This is a genomic window from Pseudomonas salmasensis, assembly GCF_014268375.2.
In the GTDB taxonomy this organism is placed as follows: domain Bacteria; phylum Pseudomonadota; class Gammaproteobacteria; order Pseudomonadales; family Pseudomonadaceae; genus Aquipseudomonas; species Aquipseudomonas salmasensis.
Genome location: NZ_CP077083.1, coordinates 417,727 through 434,726, shown reverse-complemented (window position 1 = coordinate 434,726; position 17,000 = coordinate 417,727). Strand labels below are relative to the sequence as shown.

The 17,000-nt window shown below is 60.8% G+C and carries 19 protein-coding genes; 11 read left to right on the top strand and 8 right to left on the bottom strand.

Going from position 1 to position 17,000, the window contains the following annotated elements:
- Positions 1-6: 6 nt before the first annotated feature.
- The 3 genes from HU731_RS01735 to HU731_RS01725 all read right to left on the bottom strand — a co-directional run bounded on the left by HU731_RS01735 (position 7) and on the right by HU731_RS01725 (position 3,066).
- Positions 7-846 (bottom strand): helix-turn-helix transcriptional regulator, encoded by an 840-nt coding sequence (locus HU731_RS01735; protein ID WP_186608120.1) that lies wholly within the window; start codon positions 844-846, stop codon positions 7-9.
- 139 nt (positions 847-985) lie between these two features.
- Positions 986-2,314, bottom strand: coding sequence for an ATP-binding protein (locus HU731_RS01730; protein WP_186608121.1), 1,329 nt, complete (start codon positions 2,312-2,314; stop codon positions 986-988).
- Positions 2,311-3,066, bottom strand: a complete 756-nt coding sequence (locus HU731_RS01725) for a response regulator (RefSeq protein ID WP_186608122.1) — start codon at positions 3,064-3,066, stop codon at positions 2,311-2,313. The genes HU731_RS01730 and HU731_RS01725 overlap by 4 nt, the downstream gene beginning before the upstream one ends.
- Positions 3,067-3,185: 119 nt before the next feature.
- Here HU731_RS01725 and HU731_RS01720 point away from each other — a divergent pair, with 119 nt between their 5' ends.
- The 3 genes from HU731_RS01720 (at position 3,186) to HU731_RS01710 (ending at position 5,143) form a co-directional block, all read left to right on the top strand.
- Positions 3,186-3,497: a hypothetical protein gene (locus tag HU731_RS01720; RefSeq protein WP_186608123.1), complete on the top strand. Its 312-nt coding sequence runs from the start codon at positions 3,186-3,188 to the stop codon at positions 3,495-3,497.
- Positions 3,497-4,165, top strand: a complete 669-nt coding sequence (locus tag HU731_RS01715; protein ID WP_186608124.1) for a DUF3313 domain-containing protein — start codon at positions 3,497-3,499, stop codon at positions 4,163-4,165. Before HU731_RS01720 ends, HU731_RS01715 begins: the two co-directional genes overlap by 1 nt.
- Before the next feature lie 108 nt (positions 4,166-4,273).
- Complete coding sequence (locus HU731_RS01710) at positions 4,274-5,143, top strand: oxaloacetate decarboxylase (protein WP_186608125.1); 870 nt, start codon at positions 4,274-4,276, stop codon at positions 5,141-5,143.
- A gap of 4 nt (positions 5,144-5,147) precedes the next feature.
- Here the strand turns inward: HU731_RS01710 and HU731_RS01705 are convergent, their stop codons facing one another.
- The gene (locus tag HU731_RS01705) at positions 5,148-5,624 is read right to left on the bottom strand and encodes a winged helix-turn-helix transcriptional regulator (RefSeq protein WP_186608126.1); all 477 of its coding nucleotides are present in this window, start codon (positions 5,622-5,624) and stop codon (positions 5,148-5,150) included.
- 107 nt (positions 5,625-5,731) lie between these two features.
- Between HU731_RS01705 and fabF the strand changes: the two genes are divergently transcribed.
- The 3 genes from fabF (at position 5,732) to HU731_RS01690 (ending at position 10,165) form a co-directional block, all read left to right on the top strand.
- Complete coding sequence (gene fabF / locus HU731_RS01700; RefSeq protein WP_186608127.1) at positions 5,732-7,000, top strand: beta-ketoacyl-ACP synthase II; 1,269 nt, start codon at positions 5,732-5,734, stop codon at positions 6,998-7,000.
- Positions 7,001-7,071: 71 nt separating this feature from the next.
- On the top strand, positions 7,072-7,452 hold the full coding sequence (locus HU731_RS01695) for a RidA family protein (protein WP_094774842.1): 381 nt from the start codon (positions 7,072-7,074) through the stop codon (positions 7,450-7,452).
- A gap of 733 nt (positions 7,453-8,185) precedes the next feature.
- Positions 8,186-10,165, top strand: coding sequence for a peptidase U32 family protein (locus HU731_RS01690; RefSeq protein ID WP_186608128.1), 1,980 nt, complete (start codon positions 8,186-8,188; stop codon positions 10,163-10,165).
- A gap of 76 nt (positions 10,166-10,241) precedes the next feature.
- On the opposite strand, the gene HU731_RS01685 is transcribed toward HU731_RS01690, so the two are convergent.
- Positions 10,242-11,150: a DMT family transporter gene (locus HU731_RS01685; RefSeq protein ID WP_186608129.1), complete on the bottom strand. Its 909-nt coding sequence runs from the start codon at positions 11,148-11,150 to the stop codon at positions 10,242-10,244.
- Positions 11,151-11,258: 108 nt separating this feature from the next.
- Between HU731_RS01685 and HU731_RS01680 the strand changes: the two genes are divergently transcribed.
- From HU731_RS01680 to HU731_RS01665, 4 genes are all read left to right on the top strand, one after another.
- Positions 11,259-11,702 carry an Lrp/AsnC family transcriptional regulator gene (locus tag HU731_RS01680; RefSeq protein WP_032897385.1) on the top strand — a complete coding sequence of 148 codons (444 nt, stop codon included), beginning with the start codon at positions 11,259-11,261 and terminating at the stop codon, positions 11,700-11,702.
- A 211-nt stretch (positions 11,703-11,913) separates the two neighbouring features.
- Positions 11,914-12,237, top strand: coding sequence for a thioredoxin family protein (locus HU731_RS01675; RefSeq protein ID WP_186608130.1), 324 nt, complete (start codon positions 11,914-11,916; stop codon positions 12,235-12,237).
- Between the two features lie 211 nt (positions 12,238-12,448).
- Positions 12,449-13,795 (top strand): cation:proton antiporter, encoded by a 1,347-nt coding sequence (locus HU731_RS01670; RefSeq protein WP_186608131.1) that lies wholly within the window; start codon positions 12,449-12,451, stop codon positions 13,793-13,795.
- 55 nt (positions 13,796-13,850) lie between these two features.
- On the top strand, positions 13,851-14,198 hold the full coding sequence (locus tag HU731_RS01665; RefSeq protein WP_186608132.1) for a helix-turn-helix domain-containing protein: 348 nt from the start codon (positions 13,851-13,853) through the stop codon (positions 14,196-14,198).
- Here the strand turns inward: HU731_RS01665 and HU731_RS01660 are convergent.
- From HU731_RS01660 to HU731_RS01650, 3 genes are all read right to left on the bottom strand, one after another.
- Positions 14,189-14,326, bottom strand: coding sequence for a hypothetical protein (locus HU731_RS01660; RefSeq protein ID WP_186608133.1), 138 nt, complete (start codon positions 14,324-14,326; stop codon positions 14,189-14,191). The genes HU731_RS01665 and HU731_RS01660 overlap by 10 nt on opposite strands.
- Before the next feature lie 11 nt (positions 14,327-14,337).
- Complete coding sequence (locus HU731_RS01655; protein ID WP_186608134.1) at positions 14,338-14,550, bottom strand: hypothetical protein; 213 nt, start codon at positions 14,548-14,550, stop codon at positions 14,338-14,340.
- Positions 14,551-14,635: 85 nt separating this feature from the next.
- Complete coding sequence (locus HU731_RS01650; protein ID WP_014718415.1) at positions 14,636-15,181, bottom strand: hypothetical protein; 546 nt, start codon at positions 15,179-15,181, stop codon at positions 14,636-14,638.
- 407 nt (positions 15,182-15,588) lie between these two features.
- Here HU731_RS01650 and HU731_RS01645 point away from each other — a divergent pair, with 407 nt between their 5' ends.
- Positions 15,589-16,998 carry a circularly permuted type 2 ATP-grasp protein gene (locus HU731_RS01645; RefSeq protein WP_098951525.1) on the top strand — a complete coding sequence of 470 codons (1,410 nt, stop codon included), beginning with the start codon at positions 15,589-15,591 and terminating at the stop codon, positions 16,996-16,998.
- Positions 16,999-17,000 lie beyond the last annotated feature (2 nt).

Genomic DNA, 17,000 nt, shown 5'->3' with positions numbered 1-17,000 from the left:
AGCCGGTCAACGGCCTTTGCTCATGTAGCGTTCGAGGGGGTCTTTGCTCAGCCCGCCCTGGGCCTCGGCCAGCGAGTCGATAAACAGCGAAAACAGTTCCGATTGCGTGCCGATGTCGAGCTTGCTGTAGATGTGCTTGCGGTGGGACTTGATGGTGTCTTCAGAGACCCCGAGGCGTTCGGCCAGCGAGCGCGTGGAGTGGCCGCGCAGGATCAACTGGGTGATCCGGCATTCGCGCTCGGTGAGCAGCGACGAGCCGAAGTTGTTGAGCGCCGAGTGAATGCGCTGCTCCAACAGGCTTTCAAAACGCGCGCCTTGGTTATCCAAACCGACAAAGTGCTTGCCCAGCACCGCCAGTACCCAAGGCGCTATGCGCTTGAATTGCAAGGTGGTGGCCGCATCGAGCTTCTGCGTAAAGGCCAGCGACACTGCCAGGCTCAAGCCGTTGCTCGCTTGCAGGATGTAGTTGAGCTCATCCTCCAGGTGCGAATGGCGGTAAAACGACTGGTAGTACTCGCTGTGCTCAAAGTGATCGGGCGCTACGTCGGCGAGGTCGTAGCAGCCGGATGCCGCGCCCTCGACGCAGGCGCCGTAGAACGGGTCGAGCAAGTAAAAACCGGAGAGGTACTGGCGCACATTGCCCTGGGGTAGCCATGGCCCGTCCAGTTCGAACAATGCGCTGGGCATGCCGTCATGGGGGTACAGGTACAAGGTGGTGGCCTGAATGGGGTGGATACACCCCAGGGCTTCGAACAACGTGGCGGCAAACCCCGCGTGCCCGATGCTCTCGGTGACCCTGGCGATCTGTTCGAACCACTGGGCTGAAGACAGTCGATCATTTTCCACGTCGAAGACTCGCCGTCATAACGGTTGGGGTGCGACACCAGGTCACTGGCGCCGGGGACTGAAGTGATAGTCCCACACCCGCAAAGTCATCGAAATCACCCCTTAGGGTGAGGGGCGCGTTTGGCGGCCTCGCATCAAGCTATCGTGGCAATTCAACCCGGGCCACCAACCCCGCACCACGCCGATTGCTCAGGCTCAGTTCACCGCCCTGCTCGCGCACAATCGCCCGCGCCGCCGAGAGCCCAAGCCCCACACCGCCTGTGTTGCGGTTGCGTGAGGTCTCGAGACGAAAGAACGGGTCGAATACACGCTCCAGGTCCGCTTCAGGAATCCCCGGGCCCTCGTCGCTGACCTCGATGCATACCCTCTGGTCGTCAACACTCAGAGCAATGCTGGGGTTCCGGGCATATTTGGCGGCGTTTTCCAGCAGGTTGACCACCACCCGTTTAAGCCCCAGCGGCCGGCCGTGATAGACCAGATGGGGCGGCCCGCAAAAGTCGACCTCAAGCTGCTGGTCGCGATAGTCATCGATGATGGTTTGCAGCAGTTCAGACAGATCGAATGCCGTGCTGTGCTCCAGCACCGTATCGTCGCGAAAAAACGCCAGCGCGGCGTTGATCATCGACTGCATTTCTTCGACATCACGAATCAGCTTGTGTTGATGGTCCAGGTCTTCCATGAACTCGCAGCGCAGGCGAATCCGCGTCAAGGGCGCGCGCAAGTCATGGGAGATGGCTGCCAGCATCTGGGTGCGTTCGCCGATAAAATGCTGGATCTGCGCCTGCATGGCGTTGAAGGCGATAGTGGCCTGGCGTATTTCGTGGGGGCCTTCGATGTCGATGGGCGGTGCGCGCAGATCGCCACCGAAGCGTCTGGCGGCGCTGGCGAAACGCTGCAACGGCTGGGCCAATTGCCGGGTGGCGATCCAGGCGACCAGCAAGGTAGCGATCAACCCCAGGATGATGATGACGGCAATCCGCGTGGGTGCGCTCAGGCCCCAACTGCGTTCGGGCGGTATGAAAGACAACCAGCTACCGTCAAGTAACTCCACCAGCGCCACATAATGCGCGTCGGGGCTTCCTCGCGGCCAATCGTCCGGGCTGTACACCTCAATGGTGCGCCCTTTGCCAAACAGCGCCTGTATCCCAGGGACTTCGCCGGCTTGTAGCACGTTGCCGCCGCTGGGCAGGCCGAAATCCGCAGGGTCGGTATGCCATGCCACATGCAGGCGGGTATCGCTGGCCGCTGTCGCCAGCTGCGAGCGCAACGGCGCAGGCGCGGCCTCGATCACTTTCAGTGTCGCGGCCATCTGCTCCAGCAACCCCGTGCGGTCGATGGGCGGGCGCGCCCACACCCCGGCCACCTGCACGAACAAGGCGTTGAGGGCCAGCGAGGCGAGCATAGCAGCGAGGATGGTCAGGGCGATGCGCCGGTTCAGGGTGTCGCGGCGCAACAGGCGGCGGATCATGAGCGGGTCACCGGCGCGGTAAACAGATAGCCGCCATTGCGCACCGTGCGAATCAGGTCCGGGCGTTTGCAGTCGGGCTCGATCTTGCGCCGCAGCCGGCTGACCTGCACGTCGATGCTGCGGTCGAAGGCGTCGTGGCCCTGGCCGTGGGTCAGGTCGATCAATTGGTCTCGGGTGAGGATGCGCTGGGGGTGTTCGAGAAACACCACCAACAAATCGAACTCACCACCGGACAGCGGGATCATGACGCCCTCAGGCGAGCGCAGTTCGCGACAGGTGATATCCAGATGCCAACCGGCAAAGGCAATCACCGGGCGTGAACGCTCGTCGACCGCACTGACTGCCTGCCCCGCACGCCGTTGCACGGCGCGCAGGCGAGCCAGCAATTCGCGCGGGGCGAAGGGTTTGGTCAGGTAGTCGTCGGCGCCCAGTTCCAGGCCAACAATGCGGTCGCTCAACTCGCCCATGGCCGTGAGCATGATGATAGGAATGCCGAACTGCCCCCGTACCTTCTGGCAGAGGCTGAGGCCGCCTTCGCCGGGCAACATGAGGTCGAGGATGATCGTGTCCGGCCGCTGCTTTGCGATGGCCGCCCACATGGCCTCGCCCTCGGCGGCCACGTCGACTTCATAGGCGTGCTGGACGAAAAACTTCTTCAGCAATGCCAGCACTTCCATGTCGTCATCGACGATCAGCAGTCTGCTCACGTTCACAGGTTCCCAAGCCAAAAAAAGAAAGACATCTAAAACCATTCCGGTGTCGGGGTCATTTATTTCAATCGAGCAACATTCCTTCGCCACGGACACAACCCGGACATCTTTGGGCAAAACCTGTCCGGCATTCTGCACGCCTTGCATTCAAGGAGACGCCTATGAAAGTTTCGAGCAGCAGGTACACCGAGCAGGCCGCGGGCGACGTACGGCCATTGGTACTGAGCCAGCGCACCTCGTCCCCCGCTCAGGATAGCCCGATGTTGTTTCAGGAGTCGTGCCTGGGGCTGAACGCAGATCTGGACCGTATCGTGCTGCGTCGCTACTTCGAACACTACAGCCCGGATGCCGGGCGCTGGGTCGAGTACGCCCATTCCATTCCCGTCGCCGAGCTTGTCCACTGGATCATGACCCATGGCCAGTTGCACATCGAGGCTTCCCACGACACCTTAAACGAACAGGCCACCCATTGATGACCCGCACGCATTCACTGTCGCTCTTGATAGCGGCCGCCCTGGGCCTTACTGCCTGCAGCAGCAAAACGGTGGAGCCCGAGCGATATACCGGGTTTCTTCACGATTACAGCCTGCTCCAAGCACAACAAAGCCCTTCGGGCGAGGCCATCCTGAGCTGGATCAGCCCGGCCTTGAAGCGCGGTCGCTACAAGCAGGTCTACCTGGCGCCCAGCCAGTTCTACCCGGCCGTTGCCCCCAGCGCTCGGATCCCCCAAAGCACCCTCTCCCACGTGACGGGCTACTACGACCTGGTACTGCGCTCGGAACTGGGCAAGGTCGTGTACCTGGCCGCAAAACCAGGGCCAGACACCCTGACGGTACGGCCCGCCATCACGCGCATTGCCACCAGCACCCAAGGGCTGAGGTTTTATGAATGGCTGCCGATCACCCTGGTCGCAGCAGGCGTGAGCACCGCCACCGGCATCCGCGACCAGGACAGTGAGATCGCCACGGAGTTGTCCCTGGAAGACGGTTCGACCGGCGATGTCGTGGCCGCAATGGTACGCAAAGGCACCGGCACGCCCCTGGACAACGACCGGCAAGTGGTGACCGTCGACAACGTCAAGGCGGTGCTCGACGGTTGGGCCCGCGACCTGGGCCAGACATACAGCGTCGTCACCCGTTAGCCTGCCCTGCTCAAACGTCATAATCACACGGGCATCTGCGTGGTAATCTCCCGGCACCACGAATAGACATTGATCGTCACTTGACGATGACCAAAGCCAGGAAAGACCATGCCCAAGATTTCTCACTCAGCGCTACGCCGTAATTTCCGTGACCTGCTGGCAACGCCGATCTGCGTTGAAACCGCCTCCGTATTCGACCCCATGTCTGCCCGCATCGCGGCCGACCTGGGGTTTGAAGTGGGGATCCTGGGCGGTTCAGTCGCCTCCCTACAGGTGCTGGCGGCCCCCGATTTTGCGTTGATTACCCTGAGTGAGTTCGTCGAGCAGGCTACCCGTATCGGCCGTGTTGCGCAGTTGCCGTTCATTGCAGACGCCGACCACGGCTACGGCAACGCCCTGAACGTGATGCGCACCGTCGAGGAACTGGAACGCGCCGGCGTCGCGGCGCTGACCATCGAAGACACACTCTTGCCCGCGCAATTCGGGCGTAAATCCACAGACCTGATTTCCGTGGAAGAAGGCATCGGCAAGGTCAAAGCCGCCTTAGAGGCGCGTGTCGACCCAGAACTGTCGATCATTGCCCGCACCAATGCCGGTGTACTGCCTACTGCCGACGTGATTGCGCGTACCAAGGCCTATGAAAAGGCCGGCGCTGACGGCATCTGCATGGTCGGCGTCAAGGACTTCGACCACCTGGAGCAGATCGCGCAGAACCTCAGCGTTCCGCTGATGCTGGTAACCTACGGCAACCCGCAACTGCACGACAGCGAGCGCCTGGCCAGCCTGGGCGTACGCATTGTGGTGGCTGGGCATGGCGCCTACTTCGCCGCGATCAAGGCCACCTACGACAGCCTGCGTGCCCAGCGTCAGCTGACTCACAGCACTTCGAACCTCAGTGCGACAGAACTGACCCACACCTACACCTTGCCTGAGAGCTATGTGGCGTGGGCTGAAGAGTTCATGGATGTAAAAGAGTAATCAATCACTCACGGCTCAGCCGTTGGCGCATACCCGCGCTGGCGGCCGGGCCGGGCTGTACCTCGCACTGATCCATCGCCACCAACGCACCTTCAGCCGTCGCCATCACCGGCTGCACCGGTCGGCCCGTCTCGCGCTCCACCACCTCGACACTGATGCCCTCCTGGGCGTAATGCCGATTGCCCCACGCCACCAACGCCATCAGCACGATACGAAAGTCTTCGCCTCTGGCCGTCGGCACATATTCGTACCGTGGCGGTCGCTCGCTGTAGGCACGGCGCTCCAGCATCCCCGCATCTACCAAGCCATTAAGACGGCGCGTCAGCATGTTGGGGGCGATGCCCAGGCTGCGCGAGAACTCGTCGAAACGGCGCAGGCCGTGCAAGGCGTCGCGCATGATCAGCATGCTCCACCACTCCCCTACTCGTTCAAGGCTGCGGGCAATGGGGCATTCGGCACTGATGAGGGATTTGCGCTGCATAAGTATTCCTGTGTGCGAGTACAAACTTGTATGACGCCATGTTACTTTCATTATGATAGTAACGTCCATACGCTGTGTATCCTTCAAGCAACAGGAGTCGATTGAGCATGAGTAAACGTATCGTCGTGACAGGCATGGGCGCGCTGACGCCGCTGGGGTCGAGCGTGGAATCCACTTGGCAGCGCTTGCTGGGCGGGCAGTCGGGCATCCGCCGTCTGCCGCAAGAATTGATCGGTGATCTGGCGGTCAGCATCGGCGGCCAGGTGCAAAGCGTGCTGCAAGACCCCGAAGCCGGGTTTGATCCTGATCGACTGATGGCGGCCAAGGAACAGCGCAAGATGGACCGCTTTATCCTGTTCGCCCTGGCGGCGGCAGATGAAGCTCTGAAACAGGCCAAGTGGGCCCCCAAAACGCTCGATGAGCAGGAACGCACGGCGACCATCATCGCTTCCGGTGTCGGTGGTTTCCCGGCCATTGCCGATGCGGTGCGCACCACCGACAGCAAGGGCCCTCGTCGTTTGTCGCCCTTCACCATTCCGTCGTTTCTGAGCAACATGGCTGCCGGGCATGTGTCGATCAACTATGGCTTGAAAGGCCCTCTGGGTGCGCCAGTCACCGCATGTGCCGCCGGGGTTCAGGCCATCGGCGACGCAGCGCGAATGATCCGCGCCGGCGAAGTCGACGTGGCGGTGTGCGGCGGTGCCGAAGCGGCGATTCATCGCGTCAGCCTGGCCGGCTTCGCCGCGGCGCGAGCGTTGTCCAGCGATTTCAATGACAGCCCGGAGCGTGCTTCGCGGCCCTTCGATCAGGCGCGCGACGGCTTTGTGATGGGCGAAGGCGCTGGCATTCTGGTGATTGAAGAACTGGAGCATGCCCTGGCACGGGGCGCACAACCGATTGCTGAACTGGTGGGGTATGGCACCAGCGCAGACGCCTATCACATGACCGCAGGGCCTGAAGATGGTGATGGTGCGCGCCGGGCAATGACTCAAGCGTTGCGCCAGGCGGGCATCGAGGCGTCGCAGGTGCAGTACCTGAATGCCCACGCAACCTCCACACCTGTGGGCGACAAAGGCGAGCTGGCGGCGATCAAGACGGTATTTGGTACCGGCGGCAGCCCGGCGATCAGTTCGACGAAATCCGCCACCGGCCACTTGCTCGGTGCTGCGGGGGGCATCGAAGCGGTCTTCACCGTGCTTGCCCTGCGTGACCAGGTCGCGCCAATAACACTCAACCTGGAAAACCCGGACGCCCTCGCCGACGGCCTGGACATGGTGCGTGGTGAGGCGCGGCCCATGGCGATTGAATATGCGCTGTCCAATGGCTTCGGCTTTGGCGGCGTGAACGCCAGCGTGCTGTTCCGACGCTGGAGATGAGCCAGGGTTTGCCCCAGGGGTGAATTTCACCGACCATGGCGCCTTTCTGTTCCTGCCAACACGAGGTGCCCATGGCCAACCACGACCTGTCCTATACCCCTGATCCGGACGCCGATTCCATCTCCTCTGACGTGATCGGCTTCAACGGCATCCTGGTCTCCACGCAGATTCCTACCCACGCCGATGGCAGCCTGGAGCTGGGCGATATCACCCAGCAAAGCGAGTGCACCCTGCAAGCGCTGAAAGTCGCGCTGGAAAAAGCCGGCAGCTCCATGGACCGGGTTATGCACTTGACTATTTACCTCACCGACATGGCCGACCGTGCCGCGTTCAACGAGGTCTACAAGCGTTTTTTCGCCAAGCCCTGGCCAGTGCGGGCAGCAGTGGGCGTTGCCGCCTTGGCGGTGGAAGGCATGCGCGTGGAAGTGACGGCGATGGCTGCCAAGGCTTGAATCTCTGGCGACGTTAGCGCCTAGCTGATCGGGAGGTCGAAGTCGGTCAGAAAGGTGGGAGCTGGCTTGCCTGCGATGGCGATGGAACATTCACCACCGCTATCGCAGCATAGGTATCTACACAACTTTGTAGCCTGTAGCAGCCGACGGTAACTACGATGCGAAGCGAGCCGCTTTTGATCTTGATCTGCTTTTGATCTTGATCTCAGGTGCCCCGTCAAACCACGCTGGCCGGAATTCGACAGGGATTTGGGGGGTAAACCGGCAGGGATGCCGGTTTAGCCGCCCCGCGCCATGGATGGCGCGTGGCGGCGGCCCCCCAAATCACTGGCGGATTACGGGCACACCGAGCCTAAGCGAGGTGCCGAGTGGTGGGGCAAGAGCGTTTTGCTTACTTTTGTCTGGGCCGGCATTCCGGCTTTTCAAAAGTGAGCCGCCGTCAGGGCGGAACCCTAAGTGGCCGTTACCTAAATAACGGATATACACCCGGTCCAACTGTATTGACCGTCAGGCCGCCTTCGCGAGCAAGCCCGCTCCCACAGTGGGATCGTGCGGTGTCAGCTAGATTGGCGTCGGCTGGCAAGCCAGCTTCCCACATTGGGCCTTCGTTGCGTTGAGCATTGCGTTCGCTTAACGGGCTTGCATTAGGCCGACAGCCCTGCGGTAGATGCCGCCCAGGCATTTCGCGGCTACAATGCGCGCCTCAACCGTGACAAGCCTGACTAAAAAAACTATGTCCTTGCCCAAGCATCACCTGGAATTGCTCAGCCCTGCCCGCGATGTCGCCATTGCGCGCGAGGCTATCCTGCACGGCGCCGACGCCGTTTATATCGGCGGGCCGAGCTTCGGCGCCCGCCATAATGCGTGTAACGACGTGAGCGATATCGCTCAACTGGTGGAGTTCGCCCGCCGTTACCACGCCCGCGTCTTCACCACCATCAACACCATCTTGCATGACAACGAGCTGGAGCCCGCACGCAAGCTGATCCATCAGCTTTACGATGCCGGTGTCGATGCGCTGATCGTGCAAGACCTGGGCGTGATGGAGCTGGATATTCCACCGATCGAGCTGCACGCCAGCACCCAGACCGACATCCGCACCCTGGGCCGTGCCAGGTTTCTCGACCAGGCTGGGTTCTCGCAGTTGGTATTGGCCCGCGAGTTGAACCTGCAAGAGATCCGCGCCATTGCCGACGAGACCGATGCGGCCATCGAGTTCTTTATCCACGGCGCCCTGTGCGTGGCGTTCTCCGGGCAGTGCAATATCTCCCACGCGCAAAATGGCCGCAGCGCCAACCGTGGCGACTGCTCCCAGGCCTGCCGCCTGCCCTACACCCTGAAAGATGACCAAGGCCGCGTTGTAGCCTTTGAAAAGCACCTGTTGTCGATGAAAGACAACAACCAGAGCGCCAACCTGCGTGCCCTGGTGGAAGCAGGTGTGCGTTCGTTCAAGATCGAAGGCCGCTACAAGGACATGGGCTATGTGAAGAACATCACCGCCTACTACCGCCAGCGCCTCGACGAGATCCTCGAAGACCGCCCAGACCTGGCCCGCGCTTCCAGCGGCCGTACCGCGCACTTCTTCTTGCCCGACCCGGAAAAAACCTTCCACCGTGGCAGCACCGATTATTTTGTCAGCGACCGCAAGATCGACATCGGCGCCTTTGACACCCCGACCTTCACCGGCCTGCCCGTGGGCACCGTGGAAAAAGCCGGCAAGCGCGACTTGCAGGTGGTCACCCATGAGCCGCTGTCCAACGGCGACGGTCTCAATGTGCTGATCAAGCGTGAAGTGGTGGGCTTTCGTGCCAACATCGCCGAGCCCAAGGGTGAGTTCGAAGAAGACGGTGAGAAGCGCTACCGCTACCGCGTCGAGCCCAACGAAATGCCGGCCGGCCTGCATCAACTGCGCCCGCATCACCCGCTCAATCGCAACCTGGACCACAACTGGCAACAGGCCCTGCTCAAGACCTCGGCCGAGCGCCGTATCGGCTTGTCATGGGCCGCGCGCCTGCGTGAAGAGCAGCTGCAAATCACCGCGACCAGCGAAGAAGGCATCAGCGCCAGCGTCACCCTGCCCGGCCCGTTTGGCGTGGCCAACAAGCCGGAACAGGCGCTGGACACCCTGCGCGACTTGCTCGGCCAGCTCGGCACCACCGAATACCATGCCACCCGCATCGAGCTGGATGCGCCGCAGGCGTTCTTCATCCCCAACTCGCAGCTCAAGGCCTTGCGCCGTGAAGTGATCGAAGCGCTGACTGCCGCACGCGTCGCCGCGCACCCCCGTGGCGGGCGCAAGGCTGAAACCTCGCCGCCGCCGGTGTACCCCGAGGCGCACCTGTCCTTCCTGGCCAACGTCTACAACCAGAAGGCCCGGGACTTCTACCACCGTCACGGTGTGAAGCTGATCGACGCGGCCTTCGAAGCCCACGAAGAAACCGGCGAAGTGCCGGTGATGATCACCAAGCACTGCCTGCGTTTCTCGTTCAACCTGTGCCCTAAACAGGCCAAGGGCGTGACCGGGGTGAAGACCAAGGTGGCGCCGATGCAATTGATCCACGGCGACGAAGTGCTGACCCTGAAGTTCGACTGCAAACCCTGCGAGATGCACGTGGTAGGCAAGATCAAGGGGCATATCCTCGGCCTGCCGCAGCCTGGCAGCGCCGTGGAGCATTTCAACCCGGAAAACCTTATCTACCAAGGCACGCACTAACCCTCACCTGTAGGAGCGAGCTTGCTCGCGAAAAACCTGAGAACGCCGCGTTTCAACCCGATGCGCTGCGTTATCGTTAACCTTCTTCGCGAGCAAGCTCGCTCCTACCGAGGTTGCGGGGCCACCACCAGCCCCGCTGCAACCCCGCCGCTGCCAGCAGAATCGCCGCCACGCCCAGCCATTGCAGCCACCCCAGGCGATGTCCGAACGCAATCCAATCCACAAAGATCGCCGCAATCGGGTAGATGAATGAGAGTGCGCCGGTAATGGCCGTTGGCAGTTTCTGGATCGCGCCATACAACAACACATACATCAAACCCGTGTGCACCACCCCCAAGGTCAGCAGCGCAGCCCAGGCATTTGTGGAGGCAGGCAAGCCATTCCAGGGCACCAGGGGCGCCAGTAATACCGCGCCAGTGGTCACCTGAATCAATGCCATCAAATGCGGCGGTACTTCCTTGAGGCGCTTGATGATCAGCGCTGCGATCGCATACAAAAATGCCGCGCCCAGGGCCAGCGCGATGCCTACCAGGTAATCACCGCCACCCGTTTGCTCGCCATGGGCGGTGACAATCGCCAACATGCCCAGGAACGCCACGCTCAACCACGCCAGTTTCTGCACGGTGATTTTTTCACCCAGAAACATCGCCGCCAGCATCACCAACATAAACGGCTGCACGTTGTACACCGCCGTGCTGATAGCGATGGAGGCACGGGAATAGGATTCGAACAGCAACAGCCAGTTGCCGACAATGGCCACGCCGCTGAGCACGGCCAGCCCCAGTTTTGCCCAACTGAGCAGGTCCAGGCGCAGGTAACCCAGCCAGGCGCACACCAGTAACAGTGTCAGCGCGCCGATCACGCAGCGCCAGAACACCACCTCGATCACCGACACGCCAGACACCAGCACAAACCAGCCAATGCTGCCCGAGATCAGCATGGCGGCGACCATTTCCCACGACCCGCGACGGATGGATGAGTCCATGATTGAAGCTCCTCAAGTGAGGCTCCAGTATGGCAATCTGTTCGCGACGGCTACAGCGTCTAAAAAAGGCAAAACCCCGAATTCACCTTTTCTTATTAGGCACAGACCATGATTGACACCATCGACCAGCAACTCATCGCCGCCTTGATGGACGACTCGCGGCTGTCCCTCAAGGCCCTGGCAGGCATCACCGGGCTGTCCTCGCCCAGCGTCAGCGAACGCCTGCGGCGCCTGGAAGAACGCGGCGTGCTGACCCACTACACCGTCGACATCGACCCCAAGCACTTCGGCTACCTGCTGCAAGCCATCGTGCGCATCCGCCCCCTGCCCGGCAAATTGCAGGAAGTGGAGCGCCAGATCCAGGCGATCCCCGAGTTCACCGAATGCGACAAGGTCACCGGCGAAGATTGCTTCATCGCCCGCCTGCATGTGCGCACCATGGACCAGTTGGACAGCCTGCTGGACCGGATCAATGGGTATGCCGAAACCAACACGGCGATCGTGAAGAAAACCCCGGTGAAACGGCGTTTGCCGCCGTTGGGGGATCGCTGAGGTTTGTGATTAGCGCCATGCCAAGGGAAGGTCATGGCGGCATGTGAACTCGGCCAGCTCTATCGCCGATCAATCTAAAAAACTGTCAGTTTTCACAGGTGCGTGTGCCTGTGGCAGTTGTTAATTTTAAATGCCTTCCGGTGATGCCTCGCAGTACAAGGCAGGCAACGCGCCGGTTCTGATGCTCATTAAAGATAAAAGGAAGATTTTCATGAGCTACATTCAAGTTGTTACAGATGATTCATTTGACGCGGATGTTCTCAAAGCAAACGGCCCAGTGCTGGTGTTCTTTTGGCATGAGTTAAGTCGGTCCTGTAAGTTGCTGGAACCTATTCTGGAAGGCTTAGCACTTGACTACGCGGGCAGGTTAACCGTTACCAAGCTGAATACGAACGAAAACACACAAACACCAAATAAATATGGCGTACGTGCCCTACCAACCGTATTTCTTTTCACGAAGGGGGAACATGACGCAACCAAGGTAGGCATTTTTTCAAAAAACGATCTGAGCGCCTTTCTCGATCGCTACTTGTGACCCTTTACGATCTTCCAGGCCAAACACAGTCAAGTGTGGGAGCGGGCTCGCTCGCGAATACAGGGTGTCAGTCACCGACTATGTTGACGGGTATACCGCATTCGCGAGCAAGCCCGCTCCCACAGATTGCCACTTCAGCCCGTTGATTGTTTGAACCCGCACTTGGCCACGGCCCTCCAACCTGAATGAACCACGGCCGGGTACACGCACAATGACGTTCATTTTATGGTTGGCCGTATTGGGCGCGGTGCTGCTCACCCTCGCCCTCACCTCCTCCTACCTGCGCTGGATGCCAGTCACCACCTCGGCGGTGTGCCTGTTGCTGGGTATCGCCATCGGCCCGTTGGGCGTGGACCTGCTGCACCTGGACATCAAGGGTTCGGCGCGTTGGATGGAGCACCTGACCGAAGTGGCGGTGCTGTTTTCGCTGTTCGTCAGCGGCCTGAAACTGCGCCTGCCACTCAAGCATCGCACCTGGCGCATCGCCTTCGGCCTGGCCGGCCCGGTCATGCTGCTGACCATCCTCGGCACCGGCCTGTTGCTGCATTACCTGCTGGATCTGTCGTGGGGCGTGTCTTTGCTGGTGGGCGCGATTTTGGCGCCGACCGACCCGGTGCTGGCGGGCCTGGTTCAGGTCAACAATGCCCAGGACTACGACGCGCTGCGTTTCGCCCTGTCGGGCGAAGCGGGGCTCAACGATGGCAGCGCCTTTCCGTTTGTGATCTTCGGCCTGCTGTTCATGCAACACGGCGGTTTCGATGGCGACTGGGTCGGCGGTTGGGTGCTGAAAAACCTGGTGTGGGCGGTGCCGGTCGGGCTTTTGATCGGCTACTGGATGGGCCGAGGTATCGGCCGTGTGACGTTGCGCCTGCGCCTGATCAATGCCGACAGCACCCTCTCGCCCAATGATTACCTGACACTGGCCTTGATCGCTCTCGCTTATGTGAGCGCCGAAGCCGTGGGCGGTTACGGCTTTCTGTCGGTATTCGCGGCGGGCCTGGGGTTGCGTCAGGCCGAGGTGAAGTCCACCGGTAACGCCCAGACACCCGCCGAGCACCTGGCGCAACCGGTGGTGGGCCACCTTGAAATCGAGCCCGAGCAAGCCTTGCATGGCGACGTCAGCCACCTGAAAGACACCCAGATCGCAGCAGGCGTGATGATGGGCGACATGCTGGCCTTCGGCAGCCTGGTGGAGCGGGCCATGGAGGTGTTCCTGGTGACGGTTTTGGGCATCGTGCTGGTCAGCCACTGGGAGTGGGCTGCGTTGGCGGTGGCGCCGCTGCTGTTCTGTGTGATCCGCCCTGCCAGCGTATTCGCAATGCCTTGGGGCAGCCTGCTGGACCGTCGGCAACGCGGCCTGGTCAGTTGGTTCGGCATTCGTGGGATCGGCAGCATTTACTACCTGTTTTATGCGCTCAACCATGGGCTGGTGGGCACCAGCAGTGCGGTGGCGGTCAACCTGACGCTGTCGGTTATCGCGTTGAGCATCCTGGTCCATGGCCTGAGCACTCAGCCGATGCTGGCGTGGTATGAGCGTCAGGCTGCGCAAAAAAATTGAATCCTGCACCTCGCCGTGGTTTCAAACAGTCAGGACCTACAGTGCGAGTCAGCTAATGAAAAAGATCGCCCAACGCTTGCTTGAAGAACGCCAACGCCTGGGATATTCGCAGCAATACCTGGCGCAGGCAGGCGGCGTGACCACACGCGAGCAACGCCAATATGAACTGGGCGAGGACCTGCCCCATGCCGACTACCTGGCAGCCTTGGCCGAGCATGGGGTGGATGTGGTGTATGTGATTACCGGCAAGCGCAGCACGGTGGTCAATATCAGCCGCGACCAGGCGCAGACGCTGATCGATAACCGCGTGGTGGGCCAGGAGGTATCGCTGGACGGCGAAGCCGAGGAAGACGTCTACTTCAAGCTCAGCAATCCCTCGGGTCCGCCGCCGGATCAGTCCTGATTTTCAGTGTTGCCGACGTCTGCCACTTCTTCATCCGGCTCGCTCAGCGGCACTTGAGCATCGTCCATCAGCGAACCCGGGTCTTCGTTGCCCGGGTCGTTGGGTTCTTCTTCCAGTTCTTTTGACATGTGCGTCTCCTCTAACCGCCTTGGGTATCGATATCGGCATCGGTTTCAGGCTTGTGCTCGCGCTCAGGCTTGAAGTCTGGACTGTAGTCGTTCTCCTTGGCCTTTGGGTCGCTCGCAGGCGTTGGGTCCTTGGGCGCATCGGCGGCGGTGCCAGGGGCGGGCTCGCCGCCGTCGATCGCAGGGTCGTTGCGATTGCTCGTCTGGGGATCGTTAGGTTGGGTCATGAGGCACCTCTTGGCAGGCCGGTGAAAAATCTGTACTGCATAGAGGTAAGGCGTCATGGCCACGGCTGAAGTTCCGTTCGCTTGCTCAGCGCAGTGGGTTGTCCACCTGGATATAAAACGCATAGATGCCCAACACCAGCCAGAACACCATGAACAGCCATGGCGCACGCATGGAAAACAACAACGACTTGCGATAGCCCTTGTGGCTCGACTCCACCTCGGAAAACAGCGGCGATTCATCGTAGGCCATGCCCATCACCGGCTCGCTGCGCAGCAATTCGCTTTGCTTGTAGTGCCAGTGGTCGATGATTTCATAGGCCGCACGGATACCTGGCCAGGCATTCAGCGAACTGAGAATGCCCAGCGAAACCAGGAAGATCGGCACCACCAGGGTGAATAATTTGCCCCATTCCGGGTTGAGGTTGCCCATGCCTGAGACAAAGGCAATCACCAGGAAGGATTGCGCCGTGAGGTAGGCGTCGGTGCGGTTGGCCAGGATGCTGGTTTCGTACTGGATCTCGCGCCGGTAAAAGTCGAGGCGGTCCTTGGGCGAGCCGAAGATCTTTGCGTTGTGTTCGCTGTGGTCGTTCAGGGCCGCTTCCGGAGTATGGGGTGAGATGATTCTGGACACGACGGTGCTCCACAAGGTGACGAAACTCCTTAGAAGAATCGGGGCCTGGTGAAGTTCAAGTAGGTTAGCGCACCAATTCAGGGCAACCACCGCCCTCTGTAGGAGCGAGCTTGCTCGCGAAAAACGTCAACGATGACGTGTGCTGCCTGAATAAACGCGGTGCCGGTGAGCTTTTCGCGAGCAAGCTCGCTCCTACAGAGGTTTATTGGCATTCCGGCACAGGCATTGCTTTATCCATTCACCATCCCGAAAACAGGAGCATGCGTTACCCCCCGACCCAGAGCCGCCCCCATAAGAAAGTAAGGACCAGGCCTGTTGGCACCTTCAGCCACGGGCTCATAAAAACATGCGTTTTTTTAAGCGGCAGTGCCACCCAAAGCCACACTGGGCACTGACAAGGTACTGGAATGGCTCGATCTTTCTTTGATGAAATGAATGACGCAAACGGCGTATGCCGTGCGCACTATCAGGACTTCTCTCGCTGGCTGGCCAATACGCCGCCCGAACTGCTGGCCCAGCGTCGCCGTGAAGCGGATTTGCTGTTCCATCGCGCCGGGATCACCTTCACCCTGTATGGCGACGAGCAAGACACCGAACGCCTGATTCCCTTCGACATCATTCCCCGCAGCATCCCCGCCAGTGAATGGAGCCTGATCGAGCGCGGCTGCATCCAGCGGGTCAATGCACTGAACATGTTCCTCGCCGACATCTACCACGACCAGCGCATTATCAAGGCCGGCATCATTCCCGCCGACCAGGTTCTCGGCAATGAAGGCTATCAGAAAGCGATGGTCGGTCTTGACCTGCACCGCGGCATCTATTCTCACATCTCCGGCGTGGACCTGGTACGCGACGGCGACGGTACCTACTACGTGCTGGAAGACAACCTGCGCACCCCCAGCGGCGTGAGTTACATGCTCGAAGACCGCAAGATGATGATGCGCCTGTTCCCGGAAGTGTTCGCCAAGCAGCGCATCGCGCCAGTGGATCATTACCCTAACCTGCTACTCAAAACCTTGAAGAGCTCCAGCCGCCTGGACAATCCCAACGTGGTCGTCCTGACCCCCGGACGCTTCAACAGCGCCTTCTTCGAACACGCGTTCCTTGCCCGGGAAATGGGCGTGGAGCTGGTGGAAGGCGCCGATCTGTTCGTGCAGGACCTCAAGGTGTTCATGCGCACCACCGACGGCCCCAAGGCCGTGGACGTTATCTACCGGCGCATTGACGACGCTTTCCTCGACCCCCTGGCGTTCAACCCCGAGTCGATGCTTGGCGTACCCGGTCTGGTGGCGGCTTACTGCGCCGGCAATGTGGTGCTGGCCAACGCCATCGGCACCGGCGTAGCTGACGACAAGTCGATCTACCCCTACGTACCGGCCATGATCCGCTTCTACCTGGACGAGGAACCGATCCTGCAGAACGTGCCGACCTTCCAATGCCGCAAGCCCGATGAACTCTCCCATGTGCTGGCCAACCTCGAGCAGTTGGTGGTCAAGGAAACCCAGGGCTCCGGCGGCTACGGCATGCTGGTGGGCCCGGCGTCGACGGCCGCCGAGATCGAAGACTTCCGCCAGCGCATCAAGGCCCGTCCCCACGCGTATATCGCCCAACCGACCCTGAGCCTGTCCACCTGCCCGACCTTTGTCGAAAACGGCATCGCACCCCGGCACATCGACCTGCGGCCCTTCGTGCTCTCGGGCAAGGAAACCCGCCTGGTGCCCGGAGGCTTGACCCGCGTGGCGCTGAAGGAAGGCTCGCTGGTCGTCAACTCGTCGCAAGGCGGTGGAACCAAGGACACCTGGGTGGTGGAGGGCTGAGT

Excerpts from the sequence above, each read along its gene's own strand:
- HU731_RS01680 (WP_032897385.1), top strand. The coding sequence starts at position 11,259 with ATGATTGACACCATCGACCAGCAACTCATCGCCGCCTTGATGGACGAC.
- HU731_RS01710 (WP_186608125.1), top strand. The coding sequence starts at position 4,274 with ATGCCCAAGATTTCTCACTCAGCGCTACGCCGTAATTTCCGTGACCTG.
- HU731_RS01670 (WP_186608131.1), top strand. The coding sequence starts at position 12,449 with ATGACGTTCATTTTATGGTTGGCCGTATTGGGCGCGGTGCTGCTCACC.
- HU731_RS01705 (WP_186608126.1), bottom strand. The coding sequence starts at position 5,624 with ATGCAGCGCAAATCCCTCATCAGTGCCGAATGCCCCATTGCCCGCAGC.
- HU731_RS01665 (WP_186608132.1), top strand. The coding sequence starts at position 13,851 with ATGAAAAAGATCGCCCAACGCTTGCTTGAAGAACGCCAACGCCTGGGA.
- HU731_RS01695 (WP_094774842.1), top strand. The coding sequence starts at position 7,072 with ATGGCCAACCACGACCTGTCCTATACCCCTGATCCGGACGCCGATTCC.
- HU731_RS01715 (WP_186608124.1), top strand. The coding sequence starts at position 3,497 with ATGACCCGCACGCATTCACTGTCGCTCTTGATAGCGGCCGCCCTGGGC.
- HU731_RS01660 (WP_186608133.1), bottom strand. The coding sequence starts at position 14,326 with ATGTCAAAAGAACTGGAAGAAGAACCCAACGACCCGGGCAACGAAGAC.
- fabF (WP_186608127.1), top strand. The coding sequence starts at position 5,732 with ATGAGTAAACGTATCGTCGTGACAGGCATGGGCGCGCTGACGCCGCTG.
- HU731_RS01725 (WP_186608122.1), bottom strand. The coding sequence starts at position 3,066 with ATGGTTTTAGATGTCTTTCTTTTTTTGGCTTGGGAACCTGTGAACGTG.
- HU731_RS01645 (WP_098951525.1), top strand. The coding sequence starts at position 15,589 with ATGGCTCGATCTTTCTTTGATGAAATGAATGACGCAAACGGCGTATGC.
- HU731_RS01730 (WP_186608121.1), bottom strand. The coding sequence starts at position 2,314 with ATGATCCGCCGCCTGTTGCGCCGCGACACCCTGAACCGGCGCATCGCC.
- HU731_RS01720 (WP_186608123.1), top strand. The coding sequence starts at position 3,186 with ATGAAAGTTTCGAGCAGCAGGTACACCGAGCAGGCCGCGGGCGACGTA.
- HU731_RS01655 (WP_186608134.1), bottom strand. The coding sequence starts at position 14,550 with ATGACCCAACCTAACGATCCCCAGACGAGCAATCGCAACGACCCTGCG.
- HU731_RS01685 (WP_186608129.1), bottom strand. The coding sequence starts at position 11,150 with ATGGACTCATCCATCCGTCGCGGGTCGTGGGAAATGGTCGCCGCCATG.
- HU731_RS01690 (WP_186608128.1), top strand. The coding sequence starts at position 8,186 with ATGTCCTTGCCCAAGCATCACCTGGAATTGCTCAGCCCTGCCCGCGAT.
- HU731_RS01675 (WP_186608130.1), top strand. The coding sequence starts at position 11,914 with ATGAGCTACATTCAAGTTGTTACAGATGATTCATTTGACGCGGATGTT.